Source organism: Acinetobacter sp. L-24, from assembly GCF_056857555.1.
The window spans coordinates 40,273-65,847 of the sequence record NZ_JBSXNI010000043.1 but is presented as its reverse complement, the minus strand read 5'-3'; the positions used below and the strand labels follow the sequence as shown (position 1 = coordinate 65,847).

Sequence of the window (25,575 nt, the reverse complement as noted above, 5' to 3'; positions counted from 1 at the left end):
TTATTCATTAAAAATCTCCCCTAACCCCTCTTTAAAAAGAGGGGAAGATCCCCCTTTGGAAAAGGGGGATTAATAAGGGGGATTAGTTGGAGATAAACATGTCTCAATTCGATTTAGTCGTAATTGGTGGTGGCCCGGGCGGCTACGAAGCAGCAATTCGTGCAGCTCAACTTGGTTTTAAAGTTGCGTGTATCGAAAAACGTATTCATAAAGGTAAACCATCTTTAGGTGGTACTTGCTTAAACGTCGGTTGTATCCCGTCTAAAGCTTTACTTGATTCTTCACATCGTTATGAAGATACAGTTCAACATCTAGATGACCATGGTATTACGACTGGTGAAGTTAAATTCGATCTTTCTAAAATGCTGGCTCGTAAAGACAAAGTTGTAGATCAATTGACTGGCGGTATCGATCAGTTACTTAAAGGTAATGGCATCGAGTGGTTAAAAGGTACGGGTAAACTGCTTGCAGGTAAAAAAGTAGAATTTGTTTCTCACGAAGGTGAAACTCAAGTTTTAGAGCCTAAATATGTGATTCTTGCGACGGGTTCTGTACCAGTAAATATTCCAGTGGCTCCTGTAGATCAAGACTTAATTGTTGATTCTACTGGCGCGCTTGAATTCCCAGAAGTACCTAAGCGTTTAGGTGTAATTGGTGCGGGCGTGATCGGTCTTGAGCTTGGTTCTGTATGGCGTCGTTTGGGTGCTGAAGTTGTTGTATTTGAAGCAATGGATGCATTCTTACCAATGGCTGATAAAGCATTGGCAAAAGACTTCCAAAAACTGTTGACTAAGCAAGGTATGGATATCCGTATCGGTGCAAAAGTTGCAGGTACTGAAATCAATGGTCGTGAAGTAACGGTTAAATATAACCAAGCTGGTGAAGACAAAACTGAAACTTTCGATAAATTGATCGTTTGTGTCGGTCGTCGCGCATATGCTGAAGGTTTATTGGCTGATGATTCAGGCATTAAATTGACTGAACGCGGTTTGGTTGAAGTCAACGATTGGTGTGCAACTTCAGTTGAAGGCGTATACGCAATTGGTGACTTGGTACGTGGTCCAATGCTTGCGCATAAAGCAATGGAAGAAGGCGTAATGGCGGTTGAGCGTATTCACGGTCATGCTGCACAAGTGAACTATGACACCATTATTTCTGTAATTTACACACATCCGGAAGCGGCGTGGGTAGGTTTAACAGAACAGCAAGCGACTGAAAAAGGTCACGAAGTTAAAACGGGTCAATTCGGTTTTGCTGTGAACGGTCGTGCTTTAGCTGCGGGTGAAGGTGCCGGTTTCGTGAAGTTTGTTGCTGATGCAAAAACGGATCGTTTACTCGGTATGCACGTGATTGGACCTGCTGCGTCTGATATCGTTCACCAAGGTATGATCGCACTTGAGTTCGTATCTTCAGTAGAAGATCTACAATTGATGACTTTTGGTCACCCAACTTTCTCTGAAGTGGTACATGAAGCTGCACTTGCGGTTGATGGTCGTGCGATTCACGCGATCCAACGTAAGCGTAAGTAATTCGAAAAAAGAGCGACTTAGGTCGCTCTTTTTACATTTCATGGTTGTTTTTATTGGAACAATCATCTAAAAATAAAGATAACGATTTTAAGAAATGCTGGTACTGCTTTGACGGACGTCTGGGTGCTAGTGGGTTATAACAAGGCAAAGAAGTAATAAAAGGTTATTCAATGAATTTACATGAGTATCAAGCAAAAGCGCTATTAAAAAAATATGGTATGCCTGTACAGGAAGGAATACTAGCCACCAATGCCGATGAAACGGTGCATGCTTTCGAGCAGCTGGGTGGAAAGTTCGCAGTATTGAAAGCACAGGTGCATGCGGGTGGCCGGGGTAAGGCTGGTGGGGTAAAAGTGGTAAAATCGGCTGCCGAGGCTGCTGAATATGCCAACCAGATTATTGGTTCACGCTTGGTGACTTACCAGACTGATGCCAATGGTCAGCCGGTCAATAGCATTTTAGTCTCTGAGGATGTTTATCCGGTTGAGCGCGAGCTGTACTTGGGCGCTGTGGTGGATCGCTCGACTCGCCGCATCACTTTTATGGCATCGACTGAAGGCGGTGTTGAAATTGAGAAAGTGGCCGAAGAAACCCCTGAAAAAATTATTAAAGTTGAGGTTGATCCTTTAGTCGGTTTAATGCCATTTCAGGCACGCGAAGTTGCTTTTGCACTTAAAATCAAAGATGGACAAATTAATCAGTTTGTTAAAGTCATGAAGGCTGCTTATCAGGCATTTGTAGATAATGATTTTGCACTTTTCGAAATCAATCCGTTGTCTGTGCGTGAAAATGGCGACATTCTGTGTGTTGATGCCAAAATCGGAATTGATTCAAATGCGCTGTACCGTTTGCCTGAAGTCGCTGCACTGCGTGATAAGTCTCAGGAAAATGAACGTGAGTTAAAAGCGTCTGAGTTTGATCTGAACTATGTGGCTTTAGAGGGTAACATTGGTTGTATGGTCAATGGTGCCGGTCTTGCCATGGCAACCATGGATATTATCAAGCTTTATGGCGGTCAACCAGCCAACTTCCTGGATGTTGGTGGTGGTGCAACCAAAGAGCGCGTGATTGAAGCCTTTAAAATTATCTTGGCAGATAATTCTGTTCAAGGTGTATTAATCAATATTTTTGGTGGAATTGTACGTTGTGACATGATTGCTGAAGCAATTATTGCAGCGGTTCAGGAAGTAAATGTGACCGTTCCCGTAGTTGTTCGCCTCGAAGGCAATAATGCGGAACTGGGCGCAAAATTACTGGATGAATCAGGTTTAAAATTGATTTCTGCACATGGTCTTGCTGATGCTGCAGAAAAAATCGTTGCTGCTGTAAAAGCTTAAGGAGTATCTAACATGAGCGTATTAGTTAATAAAGACACTAAAGTATTGGTACAGGGCTTTACAGGCAAAAACGGTACATTCCATTCTGAACAGGCTTTAGCCTACGGCACTAAAGTCGTGGGTGGTGTAACCCCGGGTAAAGGTGGTCAAACCCATTTAGAATTGCCTGTATTTAATACCATGCGTGAAGCAGTGAAAGAAACAGGTGCAGATGCTTCAGTGATTTATGTTCCGGCACCCTTTGTACTGGACTCTATTGTTGAAGCGGTTGATTCTGGCATTGAGTTAATTGTGGTAATTACTGAAGGTGTACCGACCATCGACATGCTTAAAGCCAAACGTTATCTGGAAACCAATGGTAATGGCACACGTCTGATTGGACCAAACTGTCCGGGTATTATTACGCCGGGTGAATGTAAGATCGGGATTATGCCGGGTCATATCCATCAACCAGGTAAAATCGGGATCATTTCGCGCTCAGGCACATTGACTTATGAAGCCGTAGCACAAACCACGAAGCTGGGTCTGGGTCAGTCGACCTGTATCGGGATTGGTGGAGACCCAATTCCAGGCATGAACCAGATTGACTGCTTGAAACTGTTCCAGGAAGATCCACAAACTGAAGCTATCATTATGATTGGTGAGATTGGCGGTACTGCGGAAGAAGAAGCTGCGGAATATATTCAATCGAATGTGACTAAGCCAGTTGTTGGTTATATTGCGGGTGTGACTGCACCTAAAGGCAAACGTATGGGTCACGCAGGTGCGATTATTTCAGGTGGTAAGGGCACAGCAGAAGAAAAGTTTGCTGCCTTTGAGCGTGCGGGTATGGCGTATACACGTAGTCCAGCCGAACTTGGTTCAACCATGCTGCAAGTATTAAAAGATAAAGGTTTAGTTTGATATTCACATTAGACCTTTAATAAAAAAGCTCCCAGATGGGAGCTTTTTTATATCTCAGTCTATTTTTAAGTTTTAGCTTTAAGGCTTTGGGTCATCCCATTAATATCTCCACCCTGAATACCGAGCTCACTCATCAGGCTGTCAATGAGCGGTGCCTGGCTACGATAACGCAGGGCGCTATTCACCACCTGATCTGAAAGAGCAACATTACTATTCTCATGATGGGCATCTGCCTGACAGGCACCGGCATGACCGCCATGTAGGCCATTCACCTGGAGAATCTTGATATCATCAATATTCTCCATTGGCTTGACACTTTCTCTGATAATTTCAGGCAAGTATTTCAGCATGGCCAGACGAATCTGCATTTCGACCTGTTCAGGTGACAGGACGTTATTGGCTTCATTGACCGCACGTGTACCTTCAGCATCCACCTGATACTGTTTCTCCATTGCCTGAGCCAGTAGAATTTTCGCATCCGCTTCGCCCTTGGCTTTAAGGCGGACTTTTTCTGCTTCCGCCTCAGCCGCAATCCGCACTGCTTCTGCATCATCTGCTGCCGCTTGTTTGCCAGCTTCAGCGGCAACTGTAATGGCAATTGCATCTTTTTCAGCATGTTCTTTGGCTGCGACCAGCTCAACTGCCTTTTGACGCTCTGCTTGCTGGATTTGACGTACGGTGATGACTTCTTCTTCCGCTTTTACCGCTTGTGCACGCGCCTGATCGGCTTGGGCTTTAGCTTCAGATTCAGCACGTGATTTTTCCGCAATGGCAATGGCGCGGTCCTGTTCAGCGAGTTCAATGGTTTTCTTTTGCTCGACCTGTGCTTTTTGAATCAGCTGAGCCTTTTGAATATTTTCATTTTCGACATCACGGGCTGCCAAAATACGCTTGAGTTCGACTTCTCGTTCAGCGGCAATTTGTGCTTCTTCTGCTTCACGTTTTTTGCCGGCTTCCTGAGCGGCAATTTCAGCCAGCTGTTCAGCACGGCGAATGGCAATTTCACGTTCTTGTTGCAGCTTGGCATATTCTTCTTCACGAATAATTTGCAGGCGCGCCTGTTCAGCTTCCAGATTTTTGGTTTTGATCGCCAGATCGGTATCCTGTTCAATGTGGTTACGCTTGCGGCGACGATCTTCAATGGTTTCAGTGAGCTTGGTCAGACCTTCAGCATCAAATGCATTTTGCGGGTTGAAGTATTTAAATCCGGTCTGATCCAGTCCGGTTAGGGAAACCGTTTCAAGCTCCAGACCATTTTTATGTAAATCTTCCGAAACGACTTGCTGTACTTTTTGTACGAAATCGACGCGTTTTTCATGCAGTTCTTCCATGGCCATTTCTGCAGCCACTGCGCGCAGTGAATCAACGAACTTACCTTCCACCAGATTTTTTAGTTCATTCGGTGACATGGTTTTTTGACCAAGGGTTTGTGCTGCGGTGGCAATTGAATCTGCGGTAGGTTTGACTCGGACATAGAATTCGGCCATGACATCGACTCGCATACGGTCACGGGTAATCAGTGCCTGATCATCAGCACGGCGGACTTCAAGACGTAGGGTATTCATATTTACTGGAATGATTTCATGCAAGACAGGGAGCACGATTGCGCCTCCACCTAAAATCACTTTTTCTCCACCCCAACCGGTACGTACAAAGGAAATTTCCTTGCTTGAACGACGGTATAAACGTGCAATGATGAGACCGAAGGTCACCAGTGCTACAAAAATAATTCCCGCAATAATTAAAATATTATATAAATCAAATGTTAACATTGTTATAAAGTCTCAATTGAGTGCTAGCTAAATAAAATTAAAGTGCAATGGCTTGAAAGCCGTTCTTGGTTTTGTGGGTTAGAACTACATTCTGACCTTGATTTAGAATTTGATTGTTTTCTGGTTCAACCAGAACATAATGAGTCTGGCCATGTTGATCCCGGACTTTGGCTTGTGCGGGAGAATTCACTTTGGCATCTCCCAGAATAATGGTCGCGGTACGTCCGATGAGTTCATCACTGTAAATCGCGGAAGTTTCATCTTGGGGCAGGAGCTTACTGGCGGCCATGGCAAGAAAGCGCACCACAGGCATACACAGAAACAGGCAGGCCGGAGAAATCAGCCAAACATTAAACAGCTGGCTGGTCAGGCGCTCAAATATGCCCTGAATCAATAAACCGCTTAACCCATAACTGGTCAGAAAAATGATTAGCCAGATAAATAAAGGCAGACGCCCCAGATATAACCAGTCAAATACTTTGCTGAAAACACCCGGAGACTGATCCGGGCTTATTTCTGGTTGCAGGGGATCTTCAGGTAAAAACTGTTCAAAGATATGCTGAGAGCCGCCGCCAAGCAGCAATAGAATACATTCTAGTGCTGCAAACATCAGCATTAGGCTCAGGCTAATACTAAATACGATATTGGATGGATGCGTAAACAGTTCCCACATTTTTTTATCTCTATAATTATGTTTTTAGGAAAAGTATCTGAAAGTTTTTATTGATATAACGATAACAGTAATTGTTGATTTTGTATGTAAAAAAATAACAAAAAACCTTATAAACAAGGATTGAATATATTGATTATTTAATAATTATTAAACTATTAAAATTAATAATAAACTATAAGTTAAATGGATGTTTGAGCAAGTGATGTCATAGCGGCAATAGGAATTCTGAATAGCATGGCATTCTGTGTATGCTTGCCTGAGAAAGATATAGAGATACATCGACCTGAGTATCTCTAAATTTTTCTATTCAAGTCTAAAGCAGGGCAGTCTGAATCCGGACTTTCATATCTAAAGTCTGTTGCAGAATATAGTGTTGCATCCATTTGACCTGTTCGCCCATAGGATTGACCTTGACTGCAGTATTCAGGAAGTCGAGATTAGGCTGCTTGAAGAGCTGCTGTTGCAAGGTTTGCTCCAAAATCTGACTGTTGGTTGTCAAAGGTAATGCCACCAGATAGAACGCTTTAGGATAATTATAAAAGGCATATAATAAGTTAAAGGCTTTTTGATCACCTTTGAGGTTGCCAGCACCGATTTCGTAAGCTGCGTTCTGGTTGCTATAAGTAACGCCGATTAGAAATTCCCAATGACCTTCTTGCAAACGTAGACCAAACTGTAATCCGATTTGATCCGCGGTCAGCTCGTGTTGCAGATAGATATTTAAAGGCTTGCCATCATCACTGAAAGGTTCTTGCAAGACCAAAATATTTTGCTGGTGCTGATAAATATAACTAGCAAGCTGGGCCTGTTCCAGACGGGTTTTTACAGTGGCAAGATCAAAAGCGCTATAGGGCATAAACGAAGTATATCAATAGGGAGAATTGAGTCTTACTCTAGTAATTTTTTAACTATTTGAGAACCACTACTTTAGATTATTTTCCTAGGATTTTATTGGCTTAGCGACAGGGTAATATATAGCTATACCACACAATATCCTCGCTTGAATTGGGCAAATTATTGATTCATAAAAACTGATATTCATTATTGATGAATTTTTATATGAGCTTTTGATATATCAATATCATAAAACAAGCAATGGATAGGATAAGTAAATCACTATAATGAATATAAATTTTCAAAAGTGTCATAAGTACACGTTTTTCTAAGCTGGTGTTGTCCATGTCGTTAAATGAGGAAAGACTTACTCATCTCAAACAGCTTGAAGCTGAGAGTATTCATATCATCCGCGAAGTTGCTGCCGAGTTTGAAAATCCGGTCATGCTGTATTCGATTGGTAAAGATTCAGCGGTCATGCTGCATCTTGCGCTAAAAGCGTTCTACCCAGCAAAACTTCCATTTCCATTATTACATGTCGATACAGGCTGGAAGTTTAAAGACATGATCACTTTCCGGGACAATATGGCGAAAACCCATGGTTTCGATTTGATCGTGCATCAGAATAAAGAAGGGGTTGAGGCAGGTATTAACCCGTTCGACCACGGTAGTTCTAAATATACCGACATCATGAAAACTCAGGGCTTAAAACAGGCCCTGGATAAATACGGTTTTGATGCTGCTTTTGGTGGCGCGCGCCGTGATGAAGAAAAATCACGTGCCAAGGAACGTGTTTATTCATTCCGTGATTCGAAACATCGTTGGGATCCGAAAAACCAGCGTCCAGAACTTTGGAATCTTTACAACGGTAAAGTGAACAAGGGCGAAAGTATTCGTGTATTCCCATTATCTAACTGGACTGAGCTGGATATCTGGCAATACATCTATTTGGAAAGTATTCCATTAGTACCACTTTATTTGGCTGCAGAACGTCCTGTGGTTGAACGTAGTGGCACACTTATTATGGTTGATGATGAACGTATGCCTTTAAAAGAAGGTGAAGTTCCACAAATGAAATCGGTACGTTTCCGTACTTTGGGTTGTTATCCATTAACAGGTGCTGTGGAATCTACCGCCAATACCTTGCCGGAAATTATTCAGGAAATGTTGCTGGCAACCAGCTCTGAGCGTCAAGGTCGTATGATTGACCATGATGAAGCAGGCTCGATGGAGAAGAAGAAGCAGGAAGGCTACTTCTAATATCTATAAATCTCCCCCTAACCCCCTCCTTATGAAAGCGGGGGACTCCCAAAATAAAATGGAGGAAAGTCCTCCTTTATCAAAGGAGGACTTAGGTGGATTTAGATTTAACCGATTTCTAAAGAATATGTGGAGCTTTGAGCGATGTCTCATCAATCTGATTTAATCAGCCAAGATATCTTGGGCTATCTGAAACAACATGAAAATAAAGACCTGTTGCGTTTCCTGACTTGTGGTAACGTGGACGATGGTAAATCGACGTTAATCGGTCGTCTGCTGTACGATTCAAAATTGATTTATGAAGATCAATTACAGGCCGTGACCCGTGACTCGAAAAAAGTCGGTACGACAGGTGATGCACCTGACTTGGCACTTCTGGTCGATGGTTTACAAGCAGAGCGTGAGCAAGGCATTACCATTGATGTGGCCTATCGTTATTTCTCGACAGAAAAACGTAAGTTCATCATCGCGGACACGCCGGGACACGAACAGTACACTCGTAACATGGCGACAGGTGCATCGACGTGTGACCTTGCAATCATTTTGATTGATGCACGTTATGGCGTGCAAACCCAGACACGTCGTCATACCTTTATTGCGAGTTTGCTCGGGATCAAGAACATCATTGTTGCGATCAACAAGATGGACTTGGTGGAATTCTCTGAAACACGTTTCAATGAAATCCAGGCTGAATATGCGGCATTCGTTGCACAATTGGGCGATCGTAAACCAAGCAATATCATCTTTACGCCTATTTCTGCATTGAATGGCGATAACGTGGTGAACAAGTCAGCCAATACGCCATGGTACACTGGTGAAACGCTGATGGGTACACTTGAATCGGTGGAAATTAACCGTAGTTCAGCGAAGCAGGATTTCCGTTTCCCTGTGCAATACGTGAACCGTCCAAACCTTGACTTCCGTGGTTTCTGCGGTACGATCGCACTTGGCGATATCAATGTTGGCGATACCGTAACAGCATTACCTTCTGGTAAATCATCGACTGTCAAAGAAATTGTCACTTTTGATGGCAATCTTGAGCATGCAGTTGCAGGTCAGGCAGTGACTTTAACGCTTAACGATGAAATTGATATTTCACGTGGTAACGTGTTAATTCGTGCGGATCAAGCTGTTCCAAATATTTCCCGTTCAGTTCAAGCGACTGTTGTGTGGATGGCAGATCAACCACTTGTACTGGGTAAGCTGTACAACATCAAGATTGGTACGCAAACCGTTCCGGCAAAAGTAACGGCAATTCATTACCGTACCAACGTTAACACATTGGAAAAAGTTCAGGTGGATAAACTTGAGCTAAATGCAATCGCCAATGTGACTGTTGAATTTGATGCACCAGTGGTCTTTGACCGTTATCAAGACAGCCGTTTCACCGGTTCGTTTATCTTCATCGATCGTTTGAATAACGTGACGATTGGTGCTGGTATGGTGGAAGAATCAGTTGAATGGTCTGCACACGATGAGCCTGTCACTGCAGAAGCACGTGCGGCACGTTTGGGTCAAAAACCTGCTGCGGTGACTGTATCTGGTAAAGCTTTGGAAAATGCTCAGGCGCTAGAAAGCTTGCTGATTCAGCAAGGGATCGTTGCTATTGCTAAAGCAGGTTTGAATGCGGAGCAGGTTGCACTGGTTCGTGAAACTGGTGTGGTTGTGATTACCGATGCTGCTGAAGGTACAGACACGACTTTAACCGTAGATACAGTTGAAGAACTTGCTGAGAAGATTGTGGAATTGGTTCGTCTTTAAGACTGGACTGATTTGAAGAAACTCGCTGAAAAGCGGGTTTTTTATTGCCTAAATTTTGATTGCATGAAAATCATTCGATTAGTCAAAATGTGATCTTTCAATTTACTAGTCAATTAATACAATACTCCCTAGATTTGGGGAATATATGAAAAAATTAATATTGCTGGCTGGCTTGTGTGTGGCTTTTGGAGCTGAAGCCAAACAGAGCAGCCAAAGCGTTGAAGCAATCAAGCAAAAAATAATCCAGCAGTCGATTGAGAATTATCCGGGAAATTGTCCGTGTCCTTACAATACTGCAAGTAATGGTAGTCGCTGTGGTAAACGTAGTGCTTATAATCGTGCAGGCGGATATGCGCCCCTGTGTTATCCGGAAGATGTGAGTGATCGAATGGTAAAGGAATATAAAGGGCGTAGTTAATTAAAGGCTCCGTATTTAGATAGTGAGCTAAAAGAAATATTTTTGTTAGATTTGGCTTCACATGGGTAATTATTCATAAGAATCATTGAGGACTAAGGCCAGAATTGCTTTCATTTCGGTTAAACTTTTCACGCCTGCAATCCTTTTAATAATTTCTCCATTTCTAAAAATAAGCGTAGAAGGCAAACCATAGGCATTATAGCGCAAGGTTAAAATCGGAGACTGATCCACATTGATCTTGCCAAATTTAATCTCAGGATTTACCTCAGTATAGTATGTCGCCAGTTCGGCAAAGACCGGAAAATTCTGAACACAAGGCTTGCACCAGTCTGCATAAAAGCGAATCACAGCAAAACCTTCAAACCACTCAAAATCACTGTAATTGTTTTCATTATATTCGATCACTTGGGTCATGGTCGGCCTATTATCAATTTCCTGAATAGTCCCCCGATTATACATAAGTCCGATGTAGCTTCATTCCTCATGCTAACTATGTTCAAATAAGTCCAAGATATATGAAATGCATAGATTAGGGAAAGAAATCATGTCGCAACAAACCATGCAGCAAGTCATTATTACAGAACCAGGTGGTGTCGATAAACTTAGCTTTGAAACGGTCGCTATACCAGAAGCCAAGGCAGACGAAGTTCTGGTAAAAGTTCATGCCTTTGGTATTAACCGTCCAGATATCCTGCAGCGTCAAGGCTTATATCCGATGCCGAAAGGGGTAACGCCAGTTCCTGGCCTGGAAGTGGCAGGTGAGGTGGTTGCGATTGGTAGTGATGTAAGTCAGTTTAAAGTTGGTGATCAAGTCTGTGGTTTGACCAATGGTGGCGGTTATGCTGAATATTGCGTCATACCTGAAAGCCAGACCTTGAATATTCCTGAAGGCGTAAGTTTTGTACAGGCAGCGGCCATTCCTGAAACTTTCTTTACTGTATGGGCGAACGTGTTCCAGATGGGTAAGGCTAAAGCAGGGGAAACTGTACTGGTACATGGTGGAACGAGCGGGATTGGTACGACTGCTTTAATGTTGTGTAAATCACTTGGCATCAAAACCTTTGCAACTGTCGGTTCAGATGAAAAAGTTGTGGCTATTTCTGATTTAACCACGGCTATTAATTATAAAACTCAGGACTTTGAGCAAGTTATTAATGAAGCCACGGACAATGGTGGTGTCGATGTCATTTTAGATATGGTCGGTGCACCATATTTAGATCGTAATTTGAATTTGTTGCGCCGTGATGGACGTCTGGTCTATATCGCTTTCTTGGGTGGTGCCAAGGCCAAAGAAGTCAAACTGGGTCAAATCATGATGAAACGTCTGACCATTACCGGTTCGACCATGCGTGCACGCAGCACGGCTGAAAAAGCGGAAATTGCACAAGGCCTGAAAGAGCAGATTGCACCATTGTGGGCAAAAGGCGAATGTCTCCCGATGATCTATAAAACGTTTAAGTTCGATCAGATTCAGGATGCCCATGCCACAATGGATACTGGAGAGCATGTGGGTAAAGTTGTAGTTGAAATTATTTAATACGAGATAAGTGATTCAAAAAAAGCCAGTAATTTTACTGGCTTTTTTAAATTTTAAGTAAAATATTATTACAAATAAATATATAAAATCTTGAATAAAAATTAAAAAATGTTAACTGTTCGACACAACCTGTCAATTATGACACGTAAATTGCATGTATAGATAATTCCGACCAAATGGTTAAACATTCACATGAATGTGAGAGGGAAAATAAGATGAAAATTATTTCAACAGCATATAGTTCAAAACATAGTTTAAGAGCATTACGACGTATTCATAAAATGATTATTCGCGGAACCATCAGCTGGGTAGAGTTACATAAAATGTATCGGGCGATGCTGCATCTGGAGCGTTATATAGAAAGATTAACAATACAAAATCGTCATTCAAGCAAGAAAGCATCCAGAAAATCCAAATAAGATCTTGTATTTTTAGGGTGAATAAAGGGTCAAGATCTGATGCAAAAAAATATCTTAGACTTTGTCCTAATATTATTCATTGATCGGCATTCAGTATAATCATTCAACATCTAGCGATAAATAAGTACATGAGAATGTATTAAGTGGGGATTTATGAAGCGCCCAGCTTCAACACATGAGCGTCTTGCAGAGCGTTTAGCCAGAATTTTGACCAAATTAAACGTCGGATATCAACTCCGGGCTGCAGAGCTAGCTGCAGAATTTCAGGTCAGCACCCGCACCATTGAGCGTGATTTTGATCGTCTAGGCTCTTACTTACCCTTACTTCAAGATGAACAGAAACGATATTATCTGGAACCCTCTTATTTAGGGCGGTTTAAATTGCAGGATATCCAGACTTTTGCCCAGCTTTCGGGGATCAGTGAGTTGTATCCGGCGTTGGATATGTCTTTTATGCGTGAACTGCTGGATGAGCGGGCAAATCAGGTATTTTCGGCAAAAGGCTATTATTTTGAAGATGCCAAACAGTTTGCCGAACATTTCAAGTTGCTTGCAAGCGCAATCTATAAACGTCAGCAGGTTGAGTTGCAATATTCAGATCAATTGCGAATCATTAAGCCTTATCGCTTGATTCACCATCATGGTATCTGGTATCTGGTGGGCGTAGATCAGGACAAGTTGCGCACCTATCGCTTAAGTCAGGTGCAACAGCTCAAGCTGGTTTCTAAGGCGGAGAGCTTTGCGCATGATCCTGAAATACTGAAAATGCTGGCAGATGAAGACAGCATCTGGTTTGGGCAGCAAAAGCAGCAAGTCTTAATCAGGGTACAACCTGAAGTCACGGTCTTTTTTAAAGAGCGCCGTTTATTTCCAGAACAGCAGATCGAGCAGGAAGCCGAGACTGGAGAGTTAGTGATCAGTTGCCAGATTCGTCACGAAATGCAGTTGTTGCCTTTGGTGCGTTACTGGTTGCCCTATGTGAAAATTATTGAGCCGATTCATTTTCAGCAGAAACTGGAACAGGATTTGCAAGGATATTTACGTTCTGCTGGATGATATTGAGAACGTAGAGCAGGGTAGCTTAATTAATGATCATGCTTTAAATGGAAATTTAATTTACTTATTTTTTTGATTTATTAAATTACAGGCATAAAAAAACCAGCTTTCGCTGGGTTCTTTATTTGCGCCATCTTTCTATAGTAGAAGAATGGTGCCCGAGGCCAGACTCGAACTGGCACGCTTTGTGGGCGGGGGATTTTAAATCCCCTGTGTCTACCGATTTCACCACTCGGGCTTTAACAAGATGGAGGCGGAGGTCGGAATCGAACCGGCGTCCACGGAGTTGCAGTCCGCTGCATGACCACTCTGCCACCCCGCCGCGTCTTGTTGATGCGTATATTAGCAAGCTCAGAAAAAAAAACAATAGTGTATTCATCTGTATGCGCATAAAAACATCATCTGGCGGAAAATATTTAAATTATTCATGTAGAATGTGCAAAATTGATTCATATCAACACTTGGGAGAAGTGCCGTGGCATTAGTTCTAGACGGTCGTGCATTGGCGAAGCAAATTGAAGCTGACTTGTTTACTCGCGTAGAAGCGCTGAAAGCAAAATCAGGTCGTACTCCAATTCTTGCGACGATTTTGGTAGGTGACGATGGCGCATCTGCAACTTATGTTCGCATGAAAGGCAATGCTTGCCGCCGTGTTGGTATGGATTCACTCAAAGTGGAACTTCCTAAAGAAACCACAACTGAAGAATTATTGGCTGAAATTGAAAAATTAAATACAAATCCTGATGTGCACGGTATTCTGCTGCAACATCCGGTTCCAGCTCAAATTGATGAGCGTGCCTGTTTCGATGCAATCTCGCTTGAAAAAGACGTAGATGGCGTCACTTGTCTTGGTTATGGTCGTATGGCAATGGGCGAAGCAGCCTATGGTTCAGCGACGCCTGCGGGTATCATGACCATCCTGAAAGAACATAACATTGAAATTGCAGGTAAACATGCAGTAGTTGTCGGTCGTTCTGCAATTTTGGGTAAACCAATGGCAGCGATGCTGCTAGAAGCGAATGCAACCGTAACCATTTGCCATTCACGTACTCAAGATCTTGCAAGCTTTGTTAAGCAAGCGGACATCATTGTCGGTGCGGTAGGTAAAGCAGAATTAATTCAAAAAGACTGGATCAAACCAGGTGCTGTGGTTGTTGATGCTGGTTTCCATCCACGTGATGGCGGTGGTGTAGGTGATATCCAACTTGTAGGCATTGAAGAAATTGCTTCTGCTTACACACCAGTTCCGGGTGGTGTAGGTCCAATGACGATTACCACTTTAATCCGTCAAACGGTTGAAGCTGCTGAAAAAGCTTTAGGTTAATCAAATCCTCCCTAACCCTCCTTTTTCAAAGGAGGGAACTCTGATCACTATTTTTGGATGGAGTTTCCCCCTCTTTTTTAAAGAGGGGCTAGGGGAGATTCTTCAAAGACATTAATACTAATTAAAAGAAATCTAATGAGCTGCACCTTCCGACTCCCTCAAGCCCCAGAACATCTACTAAAAGCCTTGCATGATGTGATTCCATATTGTGAGCTGCATGCACAGCAATTGCCGGATACACCCATTTCCCTGTGGCTGATTCCGCCAGTATTCCCAACTGACAAACTCGATGATGAAGTCATCCGTCGCATCTGGAACGATACACCGTACTGGATCTTTTGTTGGGCCTCAGGCTTGGCGATGGCGCAGTGGCTATTGGCGGAGCCGCATCATGTCAAAGATAAAGTTGTTTTGGATTTTGGGGCTGGATCGGGCGTAGTTGCCATTGCAGCAAAAATGGCAGGTGCAAAACGTGTGATTTGCTGTGACATTGATCAAGTCAGTCTGGATGCCTGTCACGCCAATGCGGAGCTGAATGATGTTGAGCTTGAATATCTGGATGACCTATATAAGGCAGAGCAGGTGGATATTCTATTAGCCGCAGATGTGCTCTATGATCAATGTAACCGTTTCTTCCTGGATGAGTTTTTAAAATTTGCACCTGAGGTGTGGGTTGCAGACAGTCGGGTAAAAAACTTTAGTCATCCTCAATATAAAAAACTGGATGAACGTAGTGCGACAACATGGCCAGATCTGGATGAATCACCAGAATTTCGTAATGTCAGTTTCTATAAAACACGTTAAAGTTGAAAAATCAAAAAGGGCAGTTAGCCCTTTTTGATTGTCTTACTCTGATTAAGTAACTAAGTATTAGATGTTAAGAACAAGTATAACGAATAACGCGCATGGTCGTTGGGCGGGCTTCTAAGGCTTCGCGTGCACCCGGGTTCTCGCTATTATGTAAATCAGGCGTATTGCTCAAGCTGATTTGCGTGCGGCTATTACCCAGTTGGCGGCCATAGTTTTCCTGTTCCGCAGTTGGATTGGAAATTTCATTGGTGCTTAAAATCTGGATGTTGTAAGTTTTGGAATTTCCTAATACGTGTCTGCAAGCGGCTTGCAAGCGATTTTCATCCTGGCTTGGTCGTCCTGAGAGGGTGTAGCTCAAGGTTGCTGTATTGCCTGAACGTTCCAGAATTTCATAGCCACTTTGTCCATTGAATTGATGGGGTGTGGTCTGACATGCACTCAGTACGAAACTGCTCGCAGCCATAGCCAAAATTACTGTTGTTCTTTTCATATTTATAGTTCCTGAAGTCTTGGCTTAAGTATGCCATATTTTGCTTAAACTGCTGCTCTGGTCAATTGTGATCAATTGTTTAAACAGCCAATAAAAAAGGCCGCTTACGCGACCTTTTTTAATTAAATCAGCAATTAAGCAGATTTAACCGCAGCAATAAGTTCTGCTTGACGAGTTTTTAACGCTTCCGGTAAACGCTCACCTAACTTATCGAACAATTCAGTATGGCTTTCAAGCTCTTTGATCCATTGATCTTTGTCTTGAGAAGTTACTAGGTCAAACTGTTCTTTAGTGAAGTCAGAACCAGTCCAGTTCAGCTGTTCGTAAGTAGGAACTAGGCCGATTGGTGTTTCAACAGCATCAGCACGACCTTCACAACGGTCAATGATCCACTCAAGAACACGCATGTTTTGACCGAAACCAGGCCATACGAAGTTGCCTTCAGCATCACGACGGAACCAGTTCACGTTGTAGATACCTGGAAGTTTGTTGCCAGCAGCAGCAGCTTTCGCACCCACTTGCTCACCCATTTCTAACCAGTGCGTGAAGTAATCTGCCATGTTGTAGCCCGCGAATGGAAGCATCGCGAACGGGTCACGACGAACAACACCTTGTTGACCAACAGCAGCAGCAGTTGTTTCAGAGCCCATCGTTGCAGCTTTGTAAACACCGTCAACCCAGTCAAATGCTTCTGAAATTAGAGGCACAGTGTCTGCACGGCGACCACCGAAGATGAACGCGGAAATTGGAACACCTGCTGGATTTTCCCAGTCAGCATCAATAGAAGGGCATTGACCAGCTGCAACAGTGAAGCGAGCATTTGGATGCGCTGCTTTTTCTTCACCAGTGTGTGGTTGACCTTTCCAGTTAGTCAGGTTGGCAGGCGCTTCTTTAGTCAGACCTTCCCACCAAACTTCACCGTTGTCAGTCACAGCAACGTTGGTATAAATCACGTCTTTGTGCATGGTTGCCATACAGTTCGGGTTGGTTTTGGTATTGGTACCAGGCGCTACACCGAAGAAGCCAGCTTCAGGGTTGATTGCATATAAGCGACCGTCTTCACCTGGTTTGATCCAGGCAATATCGTCACCTACAGTTTCAATCTTCCAGCCTTCATAGCCAGCTGGTGGAATCAACATAGCGAAGTTTGTTTTACCACATGCAGATGGGAATGCAGCTGCGATGTAGTGTTTTTCGCCTTGTGGATTGGTCACGCCAAGGATCAGCATGTGTTCAGCTAACCAGCCTTGTTGACGACCCATAAATGATGCAATACGTAATGCCAGGCATTTTTTACCCAACAATGCGTTACCGCCATAACCAGAACCATAAGACCAGATCTCACGAGTTTCTGGGTAATGCACGATGTATTTTTCTTTGTTGCAAGGCCATGCAACATCTTTTTCGCCGTTCGCAAGCGGAGCACCTACAGTGTGTACGCAAGGAACGTATTCACCGTCAGTACCAAGAACGTCATAAACAGCTTTACCCATGCGAGCCATTTTAGACATGCTTACTGCAACGTAAGGAGAGTCAGTTAACTCGATACCGATATGAGCGATATGAGAACCCAATGGACCCATTGAGAATGGAACCACATAAAGTGTACGACCTGCCATTGAACCGTCAAATAAACCGTTCAATTTTTCGCGCATGACAGCAGGTGCTTCCCAGTTGTTGGTCGCGCCAGCATCGTCTTTGTTTTCAGAACAGATGTAAGTACGATCTTCAACACGTGCTACGTCAGACGGATCAGAATTTGCAAGATAAGAACCAGGATGAGTTTCTTGATTCAGCGCTTGCATTGTGCCGTTAGCGATCATCAAGTCGATATAACGTTGATATTCTTCTGCGCTACCGTCACACCATTCAATTTTTGCTGGTTTTGTTAATTTAGCAATCTCTTCCACCCAAGCAATAAGCTTAGGGTGACGAACGAATTCTGGTGCGTTCACTTGGGTCATGGTGAGGCCTATCTCAAATGTGTACAAATTAGATGTACAAAGTACAATCCGAGCAATAAAAAATATCGCCCAGATGAAGTATGAAAAAAAGTGGCTGTATTAAAGCATAAAATGATAAAAAAAATAAGACCAAAGAAGTGCTAGATTTCTTTTGGAATATAATGCTATTTTATTTATAAATATAAGTAAAACAACAAGATAAAACTAAACATTTGAATTATTAAGGTTATTTATATAAGTGATGAGTGGTATTTATTTTAAAAATTGATATTAAAATCATTATCTTAGTTTTATAAGATCTCTAATATTCATTATTGATTAAATAAATGGTTGCCATTTGAATTTTACATAAAGCCACTGTTAATTGTCTATGAATTGGACAAAATGCCAATAGGCTTCAATGAAATTGCGCGAAAAATGTCTAATCAATCTAAACCCTTATCGCTGATTTTTAATCATAAAGCTGGTTTTCGCATACAGGGGCCAGAAGGCATTTATGAGCAGCTGATCGATATATTTTCAGCGCAGGGTTATCAAACTAAAGCTTATGAAATCAATGATTCACAGCAATTTGATAAAATTATGGTTGAGGTGCTTGAACAGCATTTGGCATCTAGCGAGTCAGGAATCATCGTTGCGGCAGGCGGAGATGGCACTTTAAATACAGTCGCCAAACATGTGTTGAATACGCAAATTCCTGTCGGTATTTTGCCTTTAGGGACTTTTAACTATGTGGCGAGATTATTGGGGATTCCGCTGGATTTGCTTGAAGCGGCAAAAGTGATTGCGACAGGACAGCCACAACGTATGAATGTTGCTCGTATCAATCAGGAAATTTATCTGAATAATGCCAGTCTAGGTCTATATCCTTTATTCATTAAAAAACGTGAAGACTATAATCGTATTTTTGGTCGCCTACCGCTACATGCCTATACCTCTGCACTGGATGTTTTAATTCGCGATCGTAGAGAATTAAAACTAAAAATCTGGGTGGATCAAAAGAAATATCCGGTAAAAACACCACTGATCTTTTTTGGCAATAATCCCTTGCAACTGGCAGATATGAAAATGCGCATTGCAGAAGCGGCTGAAAAAGGTAAAGTGGCGGGAGTGGTAGTTTCTAAAAGTGATAAGCTTACTTTATTTAAGCTAGTGTATCAGCTGATTCGTGGCAAGATTGACCAGGCATCGGGTGTTTATAGTTTTGCAGCCGATCAAGTCCGAATCGAATCCCGAGCCAAGAAACTGATGGTAGCGATTGATGGGGAAATTGTGGAAATGGCCCCGCCACTCAATATTTCTGTATTAAAAGATAGCCTAAACGTAATGGTGCCACATGATCCTGCATCTGTCTGATCTGCATTTTGGAACAGAGAAGCCGGAGTGTTTAGAAGCGATTCGGCATTTCTGTCAGACCCATCCACTTGAAGCCGTCGTCATCAGTGGTGACCTGACTCAGCGCGCACGTTTGGGTCAATTCTTTGCCTGCAAAAAATTTTTAGATCAGCTCAATACGCCTTATATGGTGATCCCGGGGAATCATGATATTCCGCTCTATCATTTGTGGAATCGGCTTTTCAATCCATTTACCCGTTACCAGATTTTTTTTGGTGAATTGGAGCCAATATTTGAAACTGAAAATTTTTATCTGATTGGGGTGAATTCGATCCGACGTCGATATCATACCAAAGGGCATTTATCCCTTGAGCAGATTCAGCGTATTGACCTGACGCTGGCGCAGGCGCCTGCTTCCAAATTAAAAATCATTGTCAGCCATCAGCCTTTTTATGTGCCTTTTCAAAATAAGCGCGGTTTCAAGGACAGCCCATTGATGGCCAAAATTGCTTTAGAGGCCTGGGCAGAGCATGGTCTGTTTGCGGTGTTGCATGGGCATCTGCATCAACCGGCGATTTATGATTTGAATCAGATGTTCGGATTGGGGATGGATCATCCTGTATATGATGTACATGCAGGGACTTCTGCGTCAAATCGTCTACATAAAGATGAACCGAACAGCTTTAATCTGATTGATGCCACAGGAAAAATTTCTCAATATTTATTCGATGAAGTGGCACAAGCCTTTATGTTGAAGGCTGATCTGCCGAATAAATAGACGAAAACCTATGATTCGTTAAAAAAAACCAATTTTTTTTCATTTTTGCCCTTGAAGCGTTTTATTCCATCTCCATAAAAGTGACATCAAAAATTTTTGATGATGACCCATGGAATAATTAAGTCGTCATCAGTGACCTAAAAAAGACTTAGTCTGATGGAGTTATTTATGAGCAACATTCGTCCATTACATGACCGCGTTGTTATTCGTCGTGTTGAAGAAGAAACTAAAACAGCTGGGGGCATTCTACTTCCAGGTTCGGCTGCTGAAAAACCTGCTCAAGGTGAAATCATTGCAGTTGGTAATGGTCAAATCACTGACAATGGCGTACGCGCGTTAGACGTAAAAGTTGGCGACAAAGTATTGTTCGGTACTTATGCAGGCACTACTGTAAAAGTAAACGGCGAAGAGCTTTTAATCATGAAAGAATCTGACATTTTAGCGGTATTAGAAGCTTAATCTGCGCTAAAAAAGTTTTATTCGTTCCAAATCAGATTTTGTAAAGATACAACAATATTCGGAGTCAAATATGTCAGCTAAAGACGTAAAATTTGGTGATTCAGCTCGTTCAAAAATGATTGCTGGTGTAAACACCCTTGCAGATGCAGTAAAGGTTACTTTGGGTCCTAAGGGCCGTAACGTTGTTATCGACCGTTCTTTTGGATCACCGCACATCACTAAAGATGGTGTCACTGTTGCCAAAGAAATTACGCTGAAAGACAAGTTCGAGAACATGGGTGCTCAACTGGTTCGTGAAGTTTCTTCAAAAACCAATGACATCGCAGGTGATGGTACAACGACTGCAACTGTATTGGCACAAGCGATTTTGAATGAAGGCATCAAGTCAGTAACAGCGGGTATGAACCCAATGGACTTGAAACGCGGTATCGATATTGCGGTACGTTCTGTAGTTGAAAACATCAAGGCAACTGCAAAACCAGCATCAGACTCTAAAGCGATTGAACAAGTAGGTTCGATCTCTGCTAACTCTGATACGACTGTAGGTCAGCTGATTGCGCAAGCAATGGAAAAAGTGGGCAAAGAAGGCGTGATCACGGTTGAAGAAGGTTCAGGCTTCGAAGATTCGCTTGACGTAGTTGAAGGCATGCAGTTCGACCGCGGTTATATTTCTCCGTACTTCGCGAACAAGCAAGATACTTTAACAGCTGAACTTGAAAATCCATTCATTCTTCTTGTTGATAAGAAAATCAGCAATATTCGTGAATTGATTACAGTACTTGAAGCTGTTGCTAAAACTGGCAAACCGCTTTTAATCATTTCTGAAGATGTTGAAGGCGAAGCGCTTGCGACGCTTGTTGTCAACAACATGCGCGGTATTATCAAAGTATGTGCGGTAAAAGCACCTGGTTTTGGTGATCGTCGTAAAGCTATGCTTCAAGACATCGCGATCTTGACTGGCGGTACTGTGATTTCTGAAGAAATCGGCATGCAGCTGGATCAAACGACGCTTGATCACTTGGGTACAGCACATAAAGTAACTGTATCTAAAGAAAATACTGTAATTGTAGATGGTGCTGGTAATGCTGGCCAAATCGCTGACCGTGTACAGCAAATCCGTGCACAGATCGAAGAATCTACTTCAGAATATGACAAAGAAAAACTTCAAGAGCGTGTAGCGAAACTTGCTGGCGGTGTTGCTGTCATCAAAATCGGTGCTGCAACTGAAGTTGCAATGAAAGAGAAAAAAGACCGTGTAGATGACGCGCTTCATGCGACTCGCGCTGCAGTTGAAGAAGGTGTCGTTGCGGGTGGTGGTGTTGCACTAGTACGTGCTGCATCTGCACTTGAAGGCGTAACAGGCGCGAATGATGACCAAAACGTAGGTATCAACATTCTTCGTCGTGCGATTGAAGCACCGCTTCGTCAAATCGTATCTAACGCAGGTGATGAGCCTTCTGTAGTGATCAACGCTGTGAAGAATGGCGAAGGTAACTTCGGTTATAATGCTGCAACTGGCGAATATGGCGATATGCTGGAAATGGGTATTCTTGACCCTGCTAAAGTAACGCGTTCTGCACTTGAGCACGCCGCTTCTGTTGCTGGCTTGATGCTGACCACTGAATGCATGATCACTGAAATCCCAGAAGACAAACCTGCAATGCCTGATATGGGTGGCATGGGTGGTATGGGCGGCATGATGTAATTCATCATCCGAGCATTTCATAAAAAATCCCCGCAATAGCGGGGATTTTTTATGCGTTTACAAAATTATGATGCGGACTTTTTAACTAATTTATAATTTAAATTACTGTCAATTTTTTTACCTGATTTCATCTCGCGTGCTTCAACAAAATTTTCACCAACAAAGAATTTACGGTTTTCAGCTTTGTTATCTAATGTGATGATTGAAGGATCTTGAGGGTCAAAACTGAAACTACCTTTAGTTTCGGTCTCATTATTTCCAGCTTTACCTAAATATTCCTCATTTAGCTCATAGGTTTTATCCGGATTGAGATCTAGCTCGACCTTAATCCCTTCACAGTCAGCACAAGGAAAAACACCTTCGTATTCACCTGCCCAATCTAGCGAAGTTTCTGCGCTATCAGCACGGTTCACACTAGTATCCGCGTTATTTTGCTCCATCATGGCTGGGCTGGATTGAGCATTATTACTCATCGGCTCATTATCATTGGGCTTTGAACAGGCGGTTAAAGCTCCTGCAAGAACGACTGCTATCGCAGCAGTAAGCGTTAATTTTTTCATTGTTTTAACCCTATTAAATTATTTGTTATGAATTACATTAAAAGTAGTCAGTACAGATAAATAGGGCAATCTTGTTAAAGTTTGATTCATTAGGTGAATGAGGCCAGAGTTATTGATAAGTGAGCAGGATTTAAGAATTTTTAGCCAAGTTTAAAGTCAATTTATGCTGTTTCGTTAACCAATTCTGAACGCTATGATTAGAAAATAATGATAATGCGGAGGGGATAATGAAATTAGAACAAGAAAATAATCTGATTGCAAAAATTTATGATGCTGCTGTATTACCATCTTTGTGGCTGGACGTGATCAAAGATATCGTGAGCTATACTAAAAGTAAGAGTGCAATTTTTACCGGTCTGGATCAGCTTAATCCAGGCTATGACTTTGTCTATACGCACAATATCCCGAATGAAAGTCTGGCCGCTTATCAAGAGGAGCGTATCAGAGTGATTGATATGAAACTGCATATGCCCTTATGGAATGCGATCGAGATGGGCGATGCTTTAAGTCATAACTGTCAGCACTATGCAGAACAGCCGGGTACGGATCACTATGTGTTCTATGAGAAGTGTTTAAAGCCTGGCGGTGTATCTTATCTGGCGGGAGTATTGCTGGATCGGGGAAATTATCGTTGGGCAGTACTGGGTATTCATCGTGCACCTGAAGTACAGCCTTTTGAACAGCCTGAGCTGGATTTTTTAAGACGTATCAGTATCCATTTACGCCGGGCTTTGCAAATTCACCGGCAAATCAACTTGATTCAGCAAGATAATTTAAGCTTGTATACTGTATTGGATAGTTTAAAAACCGGAATTGTACTGCTCGATCAAGACCTGTGTTTAAGTTATTCCAATCCTGTTGCGCAAAAGATGCTTGATCAAAGTTCATGTCTGGATCTCGATATACATAACCGTCTAAAAACCAATTATGCTCAGCAGATACGTATTGATCAGCTTTTGGAAAGCGCTTTACTGGAAGATACGACCATTCAGACTGAAGTGGGTGGAGTCCTGGCGTTGAGTGATGGGGCAGGCTCGCAATTCATGCTGACGGTGGTGCCATTTAAAAAATTAAGAAATATGCAACATTTACAGTCTGCTCAACATCAGATTGCATTATTTATGACGGATAAAAACCAGTATTATTCCCTGTCAAGAACTTACCTACAACAATGTTACCAGCTTTCCAAACGAGAGTTTGATTTATGCGAGTTGTTAATTAATGGTTATAAAATAGAAGATATTGCAGAACAGTGTGGCATTACGTTGAGTTCGGTACGGACGTATTTTAAAAATATTTATGAAAAAACCCAATGTTGTTCGCAAATCGAACTGATGCATTTATTGATGGGCTGTACCATTCAATTTGAACATATTGATTAAACCGGCTTGAATTTCATATTCAAGCCGGTTGATGTGGGTTATTTAACACGTTGTAAAGTTACAGGATCTTCACCTTGCGGATGTAAGATAAGATTGTTGTTAGATATATTGATGTTTGCAATTGTCTTACCGCCATTTGAACTATCTTGTAATCCACCACACTCGTTGGTATCGAATAATACCTCGGTTGTGGTGAGAGTATTTGCTGACAATGTATATTTGCCATATTCAATTCCTGGCCAACCACAGTCATCTCCACCTTCAGTGTCTAGGAAGAAATAATAGTTGTTATCAAAGAAAGCAAATAGGTGCGTTTCATTGAGTCGCCACGTGCCGACGAGACTATTAGACTGCTTAACTCGATTTAAACGGTATTCAGTACTAACGCCGGGTTCAGTAAGAATTAATTGAGTTCCATTAAAGTTTAAAGAATAAGGTTTATTCTCGGCAGGATGTGAAAGTCCCCATTCACCATTGGTGTCATGTAGGATTTCCGGTTCAATCACGGTTGTTGTTGCATTCCATTTTAAGCGGCCCATTTCAATGCCTGCTTGACCACTCTCATCTTTTGCTTCTGCTTCACCTAGTGCATAGCGTCCATCTTCCAGAATGTGAATCAACACAGCAGTGTTATCGGTACGGTTAATCTCCCACGTACCGGCAATATCTTTGTAGAAGGTTGCTTGGAAGTTTTCTGAAGCTTTTTCTGGTGTTATCAACTGATCTGGTGTGATGGCTGTTTTGGTGACAACTTCATTTACGAAGTCGGTGGTACTTTGGTTAAAATTAAGCTTTACAGCAGTGAAGGCTGTTTTAGTGTCATCACTAATCTGAATGCCATCGCTATGATCACCTTTTCCATCTAAGGATTGTAAAAAAACCATAAGGTTGATACGCGCATTTTCACTTTCGACTAAATCTAATGGTGTGATACGCTCCTTTGCTTCAATTTCATCACCGAGTTGTACACCCCCAATAAAGAATTTTACTTTTTCATCATCATTAAATTTAAATTCTCCTTTTTCGTTGGTAACTCCTGTTGCACCACTACTGGTGATATAGGTCACCCCTGAAATGATTCCGTCCGTCAGTACGCCGGTTTGGGTGCCAACATTGTTTGCTGGAGGTGTACTGGCATTATCATCCGAACCGCCGCAGGCACTAAGTAACCCCGCTAAAGCAATACAAAGTAAAGTCTTTTTCATTAGAATCTTCCTGAAATTTATAATGTGGATTCAGTATAAAAAGACCCTCGTTTTTGCCATATCC

24 protein-coding genes and 2 tRNA genes are annotated in these 25,575 nt (G+C 42.3%); 16 read left to right on the top strand and 10 right to left on the bottom strand.

What is annotated here, in order from left to right:
- Nucleotides 1-98: 98 nt before the first annotated feature.
- The 3 genes from lpdA (at nucleotide 99) to sucD (ending at nucleotide 3,769) form a co-directional block, all read left to right on the top strand.
- Nucleotides 99-1,529, top strand: a complete 1,431-nt coding sequence (gene lpdA / locus AC13CK_RS10665; RefSeq protein WP_004279436.1) for a dihydrolipoyl dehydrogenase — start codon at nucleotides 99-101, stop codon at nucleotides 1,527-1,529.
- 170 nt (nucleotides 1,530-1,699) lie between these two features.
- Entirely contained in the window at nucleotides 1,700-2,866 is a 1,167-nt protein-coding gene (sucC, locus tag AC13CK_RS10660; RefSeq protein ID WP_482831182.1) for an ADP-forming succinate--CoA ligase subunit beta, read from the top strand.
- A gap of 12 nt (nucleotides 2,867-2,878) precedes the next feature.
- Nucleotides 2,879-3,769 carry a succinate--CoA ligase subunit alpha gene (gene sucD, locus AC13CK_RS10655; protein WP_004646291.1) on the top strand — a complete coding sequence of 297 codons (891 nt, stop codon included), beginning with the start codon at nucleotides 2,879-2,881 and terminating at the stop codon, nucleotides 3,767-3,769.
- 65 nt (nucleotides 3,770-3,834) lie between these two features.
- On the opposite strand, the gene AC13CK_RS10650 is transcribed toward sucD, so the two are convergent.
- The 3 genes from AC13CK_RS10650 to AC13CK_RS10640 all read right to left on the bottom strand — a co-directional run bounded on the left by AC13CK_RS10650 (nucleotide 3,835) and on the right by AC13CK_RS10640 (nucleotide 7,070).
- On the bottom strand, nucleotides 3,835-5,541 hold the full coding sequence (locus tag AC13CK_RS10650; protein WP_180180363.1) for a flotillin family protein: 1,707 nt from the start codon (nucleotides 5,539-5,541) through the stop codon (nucleotides 3,835-3,837).
- Nucleotides 5,542-5,578: 37 nt separating this feature from the next.
- Nucleotides 5,579-6,214, bottom strand: a complete 636-nt coding sequence (locus AC13CK_RS10645; RefSeq protein WP_004730256.1) for a YqiJ family protein — start codon at nucleotides 6,212-6,214, stop codon at nucleotides 5,579-5,581.
- 313 nt (nucleotides 6,215-6,527) lie between these two features.
- Complete coding sequence (locus tag AC13CK_RS10640; protein WP_071850591.1) at nucleotides 6,528-7,070, bottom strand: hypothetical protein; 543 nt, start codon at nucleotides 7,068-7,070, stop codon at nucleotides 6,528-6,530.
- 323 nt (nucleotides 7,071-7,393) lie between these two features.
- Here AC13CK_RS10640 and cysD point away from each other — a divergent pair, with 323 nt between their 5' ends.
- From cysD to AC13CK_RS10625, 3 genes are all read left to right on the top strand, one after another.
- Nucleotides 7,394-8,308: a sulfate adenylyltransferase subunit CysD gene (gene cysD / locus AC13CK_RS10635; RefSeq protein WP_004730252.1), complete on the top strand. Its 915-nt coding sequence runs from the start codon at nucleotides 7,394-7,396 to the stop codon at nucleotides 8,306-8,308.
- Between the two features lie 144 nt (nucleotides 8,309-8,452).
- Nucleotides 8,453-10,069: a sulfate adenylyltransferase subunit CysN gene (cysN, locus tag AC13CK_RS10630; protein ID WP_004279461.1), complete on the top strand. Its 1,617-nt coding sequence runs from the start codon at nucleotides 8,453-8,455 to the stop codon at nucleotides 10,067-10,069.
- A 145-nt stretch (nucleotides 10,070-10,214) separates the two neighbouring features.
- On the top strand, nucleotides 10,215-10,487 hold the full coding sequence (locus AC13CK_RS10625) for a hypothetical protein (RefSeq protein ID WP_004279462.1): 273 nt from the start codon (nucleotides 10,215-10,217) through the stop codon (nucleotides 10,485-10,487).
- Between the two features lie 69 nt (nucleotides 10,488-10,556).
- Here the strand turns inward: AC13CK_RS10625 and AC13CK_RS10620 are convergent, their stop codons facing one another.
- Entirely contained in the window at nucleotides 10,557-10,901 is a 345-nt protein-coding gene (locus tag AC13CK_RS10620; RefSeq protein ID WP_071850594.1) for a thioredoxin family protein, read from the bottom strand.
- A gap of 130 nt (nucleotides 10,902-11,031) precedes the next feature.
- Between AC13CK_RS10620 and AC13CK_RS10615 the strand changes: the two genes are divergently transcribed.
- The 3 genes from AC13CK_RS10615 to AC13CK_RS10605 all read left to right on the top strand — a co-directional run bounded on the left by AC13CK_RS10615 (nucleotide 11,032) and on the right by AC13CK_RS10605 (nucleotide 13,499).
- Nucleotides 11,032-12,024 carry an NAD(P)H-quinone oxidoreductase gene (locus AC13CK_RS10615; protein ID WP_425879728.1) on the top strand — a complete coding sequence of 331 codons (993 nt, stop codon included), beginning with the start codon at nucleotides 11,032-11,034 and terminating at the stop codon, nucleotides 12,022-12,024.
- A gap of 215 nt (nucleotides 12,025-12,239) precedes the next feature.
- Nucleotides 12,240-12,443 (top strand): hypothetical protein, encoded by a 204-nt coding sequence (locus AC13CK_RS10610; protein WP_004646307.1) that lies wholly within the window; start codon nucleotides 12,240-12,242, stop codon nucleotides 12,441-12,443.
- 153 nt (nucleotides 12,444-12,596) lie between these two features.
- The gene (locus AC13CK_RS10605) at nucleotides 12,597-13,499 is read left to right on the top strand and encodes a helix-turn-helix transcriptional regulator (RefSeq protein ID WP_071850596.1); all 903 of its coding nucleotides are present in this window, start codon (nucleotides 12,597-12,599) and stop codon (nucleotides 13,497-13,499) included.
- A gap of 152 nt (nucleotides 13,500-13,651) precedes the next feature.
- On the opposite strand, the gene AC13CK_RS10600 is transcribed toward AC13CK_RS10605, so the two are convergent.
- Both AC13CK_RS10600 and AC13CK_RS10595 read right to left on the bottom strand, forming a co-directional pair.
- A tRNA-Leu gene (locus AC13CK_RS10600) sits at nucleotides 13,652-13,737 on the bottom strand.
- Between the two features lie 10 nt (nucleotides 13,738-13,747).
- Nucleotides 13,748-13,821: transfer RNA gene (locus AC13CK_RS10595), tRNA-Cys, on the bottom strand.
- Between the two features lie 153 nt (nucleotides 13,822-13,974).
- Here AC13CK_RS10595 and folD point away from each other — a divergent pair.
- Together folD and AC13CK_RS10585 are read left to right on the top strand one after the other, a co-directional pair.
- The gene (folD, locus tag AC13CK_RS10590) at nucleotides 13,975-14,823 is read left to right on the top strand and encodes a bifunctional methylenetetrahydrofolate dehydrogenase/methenyltetrahydrofolate cyclohydrolase FolD (RefSeq protein ID WP_348939646.1); all 849 of its coding nucleotides are present in this window, start codon (nucleotides 13,975-13,977) and stop codon (nucleotides 14,821-14,823) included.
- 135 nt (nucleotides 14,824-14,958) lie between these two features.
- Nucleotides 14,959-15,627 (top strand): class I SAM-dependent methyltransferase, encoded by a 669-nt coding sequence (locus AC13CK_RS10585; RefSeq protein ID WP_425879731.1) that lies wholly within the window; start codon nucleotides 14,959-14,961, stop codon nucleotides 15,625-15,627.
- 73 nt (nucleotides 15,628-15,700) lie between these two features.
- On the opposite strand, the gene AC13CK_RS10580 is transcribed toward AC13CK_RS10585, so the two are convergent.
- Complete coding sequence (locus AC13CK_RS10580; RefSeq protein WP_004646311.1) at nucleotides 15,701-16,123, bottom strand: hypothetical protein; 423 nt, start codon at nucleotides 16,121-16,123, stop codon at nucleotides 15,701-15,703.
- Nucleotides 16,124-16,257: 134 nt separating this feature from the next.
- Entirely contained in the window at nucleotides 16,258-18,087 is a 1,830-nt protein-coding gene (locus tag AC13CK_RS10575) for a phosphoenolpyruvate carboxykinase (GTP) (protein WP_004279470.1), read from the bottom strand.
- A 417-nt stretch (nucleotides 18,088-18,504) separates the two neighbouring features.
- On the opposite strand from AC13CK_RS10575, the gene AC13CK_RS10570 reads away from it, so the two are divergent.
- From AC13CK_RS10570 to groL, 4 genes are all read left to right on the top strand, one after another.
- Nucleotides 18,505-19,443, top strand: a complete 939-nt coding sequence (locus AC13CK_RS10570) for a diacylglycerol/lipid kinase family protein (RefSeq protein WP_425879734.1) — start codon at nucleotides 18,505-18,507, stop codon at nucleotides 19,441-19,443.
- Nucleotides 19,424-20,200, top strand: coding sequence for a metallophosphoesterase family protein (locus AC13CK_RS10565; RefSeq protein WP_004646314.1), 777 nt, complete (start codon nucleotides 19,424-19,426; stop codon nucleotides 20,198-20,200). Before AC13CK_RS10570 ends, AC13CK_RS10565 begins: the two co-directional genes overlap by 20 nt.
- A gap of 168 nt (nucleotides 20,201-20,368) precedes the next feature.
- Entirely contained in the window at nucleotides 20,369-20,659 is a 291-nt protein-coding gene (locus AC13CK_RS10560; RefSeq protein WP_004646315.1) for a co-chaperone GroES, read from the top strand.
- 70 nt (nucleotides 20,660-20,729) lie between these two features.
- Complete coding sequence (gene groL / locus AC13CK_RS10555; protein WP_121980355.1) at nucleotides 20,730-22,364, top strand: chaperonin GroEL; 1,635 nt, start codon at nucleotides 20,730-20,732, stop codon at nucleotides 22,362-22,364.
- A 65-nt stretch (nucleotides 22,365-22,429) separates the two neighbouring features.
- Here groL and AC13CK_RS10550 read toward each other — a convergent pair whose 3' ends face one another.
- Nucleotides 22,430-22,924, bottom strand: coding sequence for a copper resistance protein NlpE (locus AC13CK_RS10550; protein WP_005107501.1), 495 nt, complete (start codon nucleotides 22,922-22,924; stop codon nucleotides 22,430-22,432).
- A 227-nt stretch (nucleotides 22,925-23,151) separates the two neighbouring features.
- Between AC13CK_RS10550 and AC13CK_RS10545 the strand changes: the two genes are divergently transcribed.
- Nucleotides 23,152-24,306, top strand: coding sequence for a helix-turn-helix transcriptional regulator (locus tag AC13CK_RS10545; protein WP_425879738.1), 1,155 nt, complete (start codon nucleotides 23,152-23,154; stop codon nucleotides 24,304-24,306).
- Between the two features lie 38 nt (nucleotides 24,307-24,344).
- Here AC13CK_RS10545 and AC13CK_RS10540 read toward each other — a convergent pair whose 3' ends face one another.
- A complete protein-coding gene (locus AC13CK_RS10540) occupies nucleotides 24,345-25,511 on the bottom strand; it encodes a hypothetical protein (RefSeq protein ID WP_425879740.1) in 1,167 nt (388 codons plus the stop codon).
- Nucleotides 25,512-25,575 lie beyond the last annotated feature (64 nt).

Excerpts from the sequence above, each read along its gene's own strand:
- lpdA (WP_004279436.1), top strand. The coding sequence starts at position 99 with ATGTCTCAATTCGATTTAGTCGTAATTGGTGGTGGCCCGGGCGGCTAC.
- sucC (WP_482831182.1), top strand. The coding sequence starts at position 1,700 with ATGAATTTACATGAGTATCAAGCAAAAGCGCTATTAAAAAAATATGGT.
- sucD (WP_004646291.1), top strand. The coding sequence starts at position 2,879 with ATGAGCGTATTAGTTAATAAAGACACTAAAGTATTGGTACAGGGCTTT.
- AC13CK_RS10650 (WP_180180363.1), bottom strand. The coding sequence starts at position 5,541 with ATGTTAACATTTGATTTATATAATATTTTAATTATTGCGGGAATTATT.
- AC13CK_RS10645 (WP_004730256.1), bottom strand. The coding sequence starts at position 6,214 with ATGTGGGAACTGTTTACGCATCCATCCAATATCGTATTTAGTATTAGC.
- AC13CK_RS10640 (WP_071850591.1), bottom strand. The coding sequence starts at position 7,070 with ATGCCCTATAGCGCTTTTGATCTTGCCACTGTAAAAACCCGTCTGGAA.
- cysD (WP_004730252.1), top strand. The coding sequence starts at position 7,394 with ATGTCGTTAAATGAGGAAAGACTTACTCATCTCAAACAGCTTGAAGCT.
- cysN (WP_004279461.1), top strand. The coding sequence starts at position 8,453 with ATGTCTCATCAATCTGATTTAATCAGCCAAGATATCTTGGGCTATCTG.
- AC13CK_RS10625 (WP_004279462.1), top strand. The coding sequence starts at position 10,215 with ATGAAAAAATTAATATTGCTGGCTGGCTTGTGTGTGGCTTTTGGAGCT.
- AC13CK_RS10620 (WP_071850594.1), bottom strand. The coding sequence starts at position 10,901 with ATGACCCAAGTGATCGAATATAATGAAAACAATTACAGTGATTTTGAG.
- AC13CK_RS10615 (WP_425879728.1), top strand. The coding sequence starts at position 11,032 with ATGTCGCAACAAACCATGCAGCAAGTCATTATTACAGAACCAGGTGGT.
- AC13CK_RS10610 (WP_004646307.1), top strand. The coding sequence starts at position 12,240 with ATGAAAATTATTTCAACAGCATATAGTTCAAAACATAGTTTAAGAGCA.
- AC13CK_RS10605 (WP_071850596.1), top strand. The coding sequence starts at position 12,597 with ATGAAGCGCCCAGCTTCAACACATGAGCGTCTTGCAGAGCGTTTAGCC.
- AC13CK_RS10585 (WP_425879731.1), top strand. The coding sequence starts at position 14,959 with ATGAGCTGCACCTTCCGACTCCCTCAAGCCCCAGAACATCTACTAAAA.
- AC13CK_RS10580 (WP_004646311.1), bottom strand. The coding sequence starts at position 16,123 with ATGAAAAGAACAACAGTAATTTTGGCTATGGCTGCGAGCAGTTTCGTA.
- AC13CK_RS10575 (WP_004279470.1), bottom strand. The coding sequence starts at position 18,087 with ATGACCCAAGTGAACGCACCAGAATTCGTTCGTCACCCTAAGCTTATT.
- AC13CK_RS10570 (WP_425879734.1), top strand. The coding sequence starts at position 18,505 with ATGTCTAATCAATCTAAACCCTTATCGCTGATTTTTAATCATAAAGCT.
- AC13CK_RS10565 (WP_004646314.1), top strand. The coding sequence starts at position 19,424 with ATGATCCTGCATCTGTCTGATCTGCATTTTGGAACAGAGAAGCCGGAG.
- AC13CK_RS10560 (WP_004646315.1), top strand. The coding sequence starts at position 20,369 with ATGAGCAACATTCGTCCATTACATGACCGCGTTGTTATTCGTCGTGTT.
- groL (WP_121980355.1), top strand. The coding sequence starts at position 20,730 with ATGTCAGCTAAAGACGTAAAATTTGGTGATTCAGCTCGTTCAAAAATG.
- AC13CK_RS10550 (WP_005107501.1), bottom strand. The coding sequence starts at position 22,924 with ATGAAAAAATTAACGCTTACTGCTGCGATAGCAGTCGTTCTTGCAGGA.
- AC13CK_RS10545 (WP_425879738.1), top strand. The coding sequence starts at position 23,152 with ATGAAATTAGAACAAGAAAATAATCTGATTGCAAAAATTTATGATGCT.
- AC13CK_RS10540 (WP_425879740.1), bottom strand. The coding sequence starts at position 25,511 with ATGAAAAAGACTTTACTTTGTATTGCTTTAGCGGGGTTACTTAGTGCC.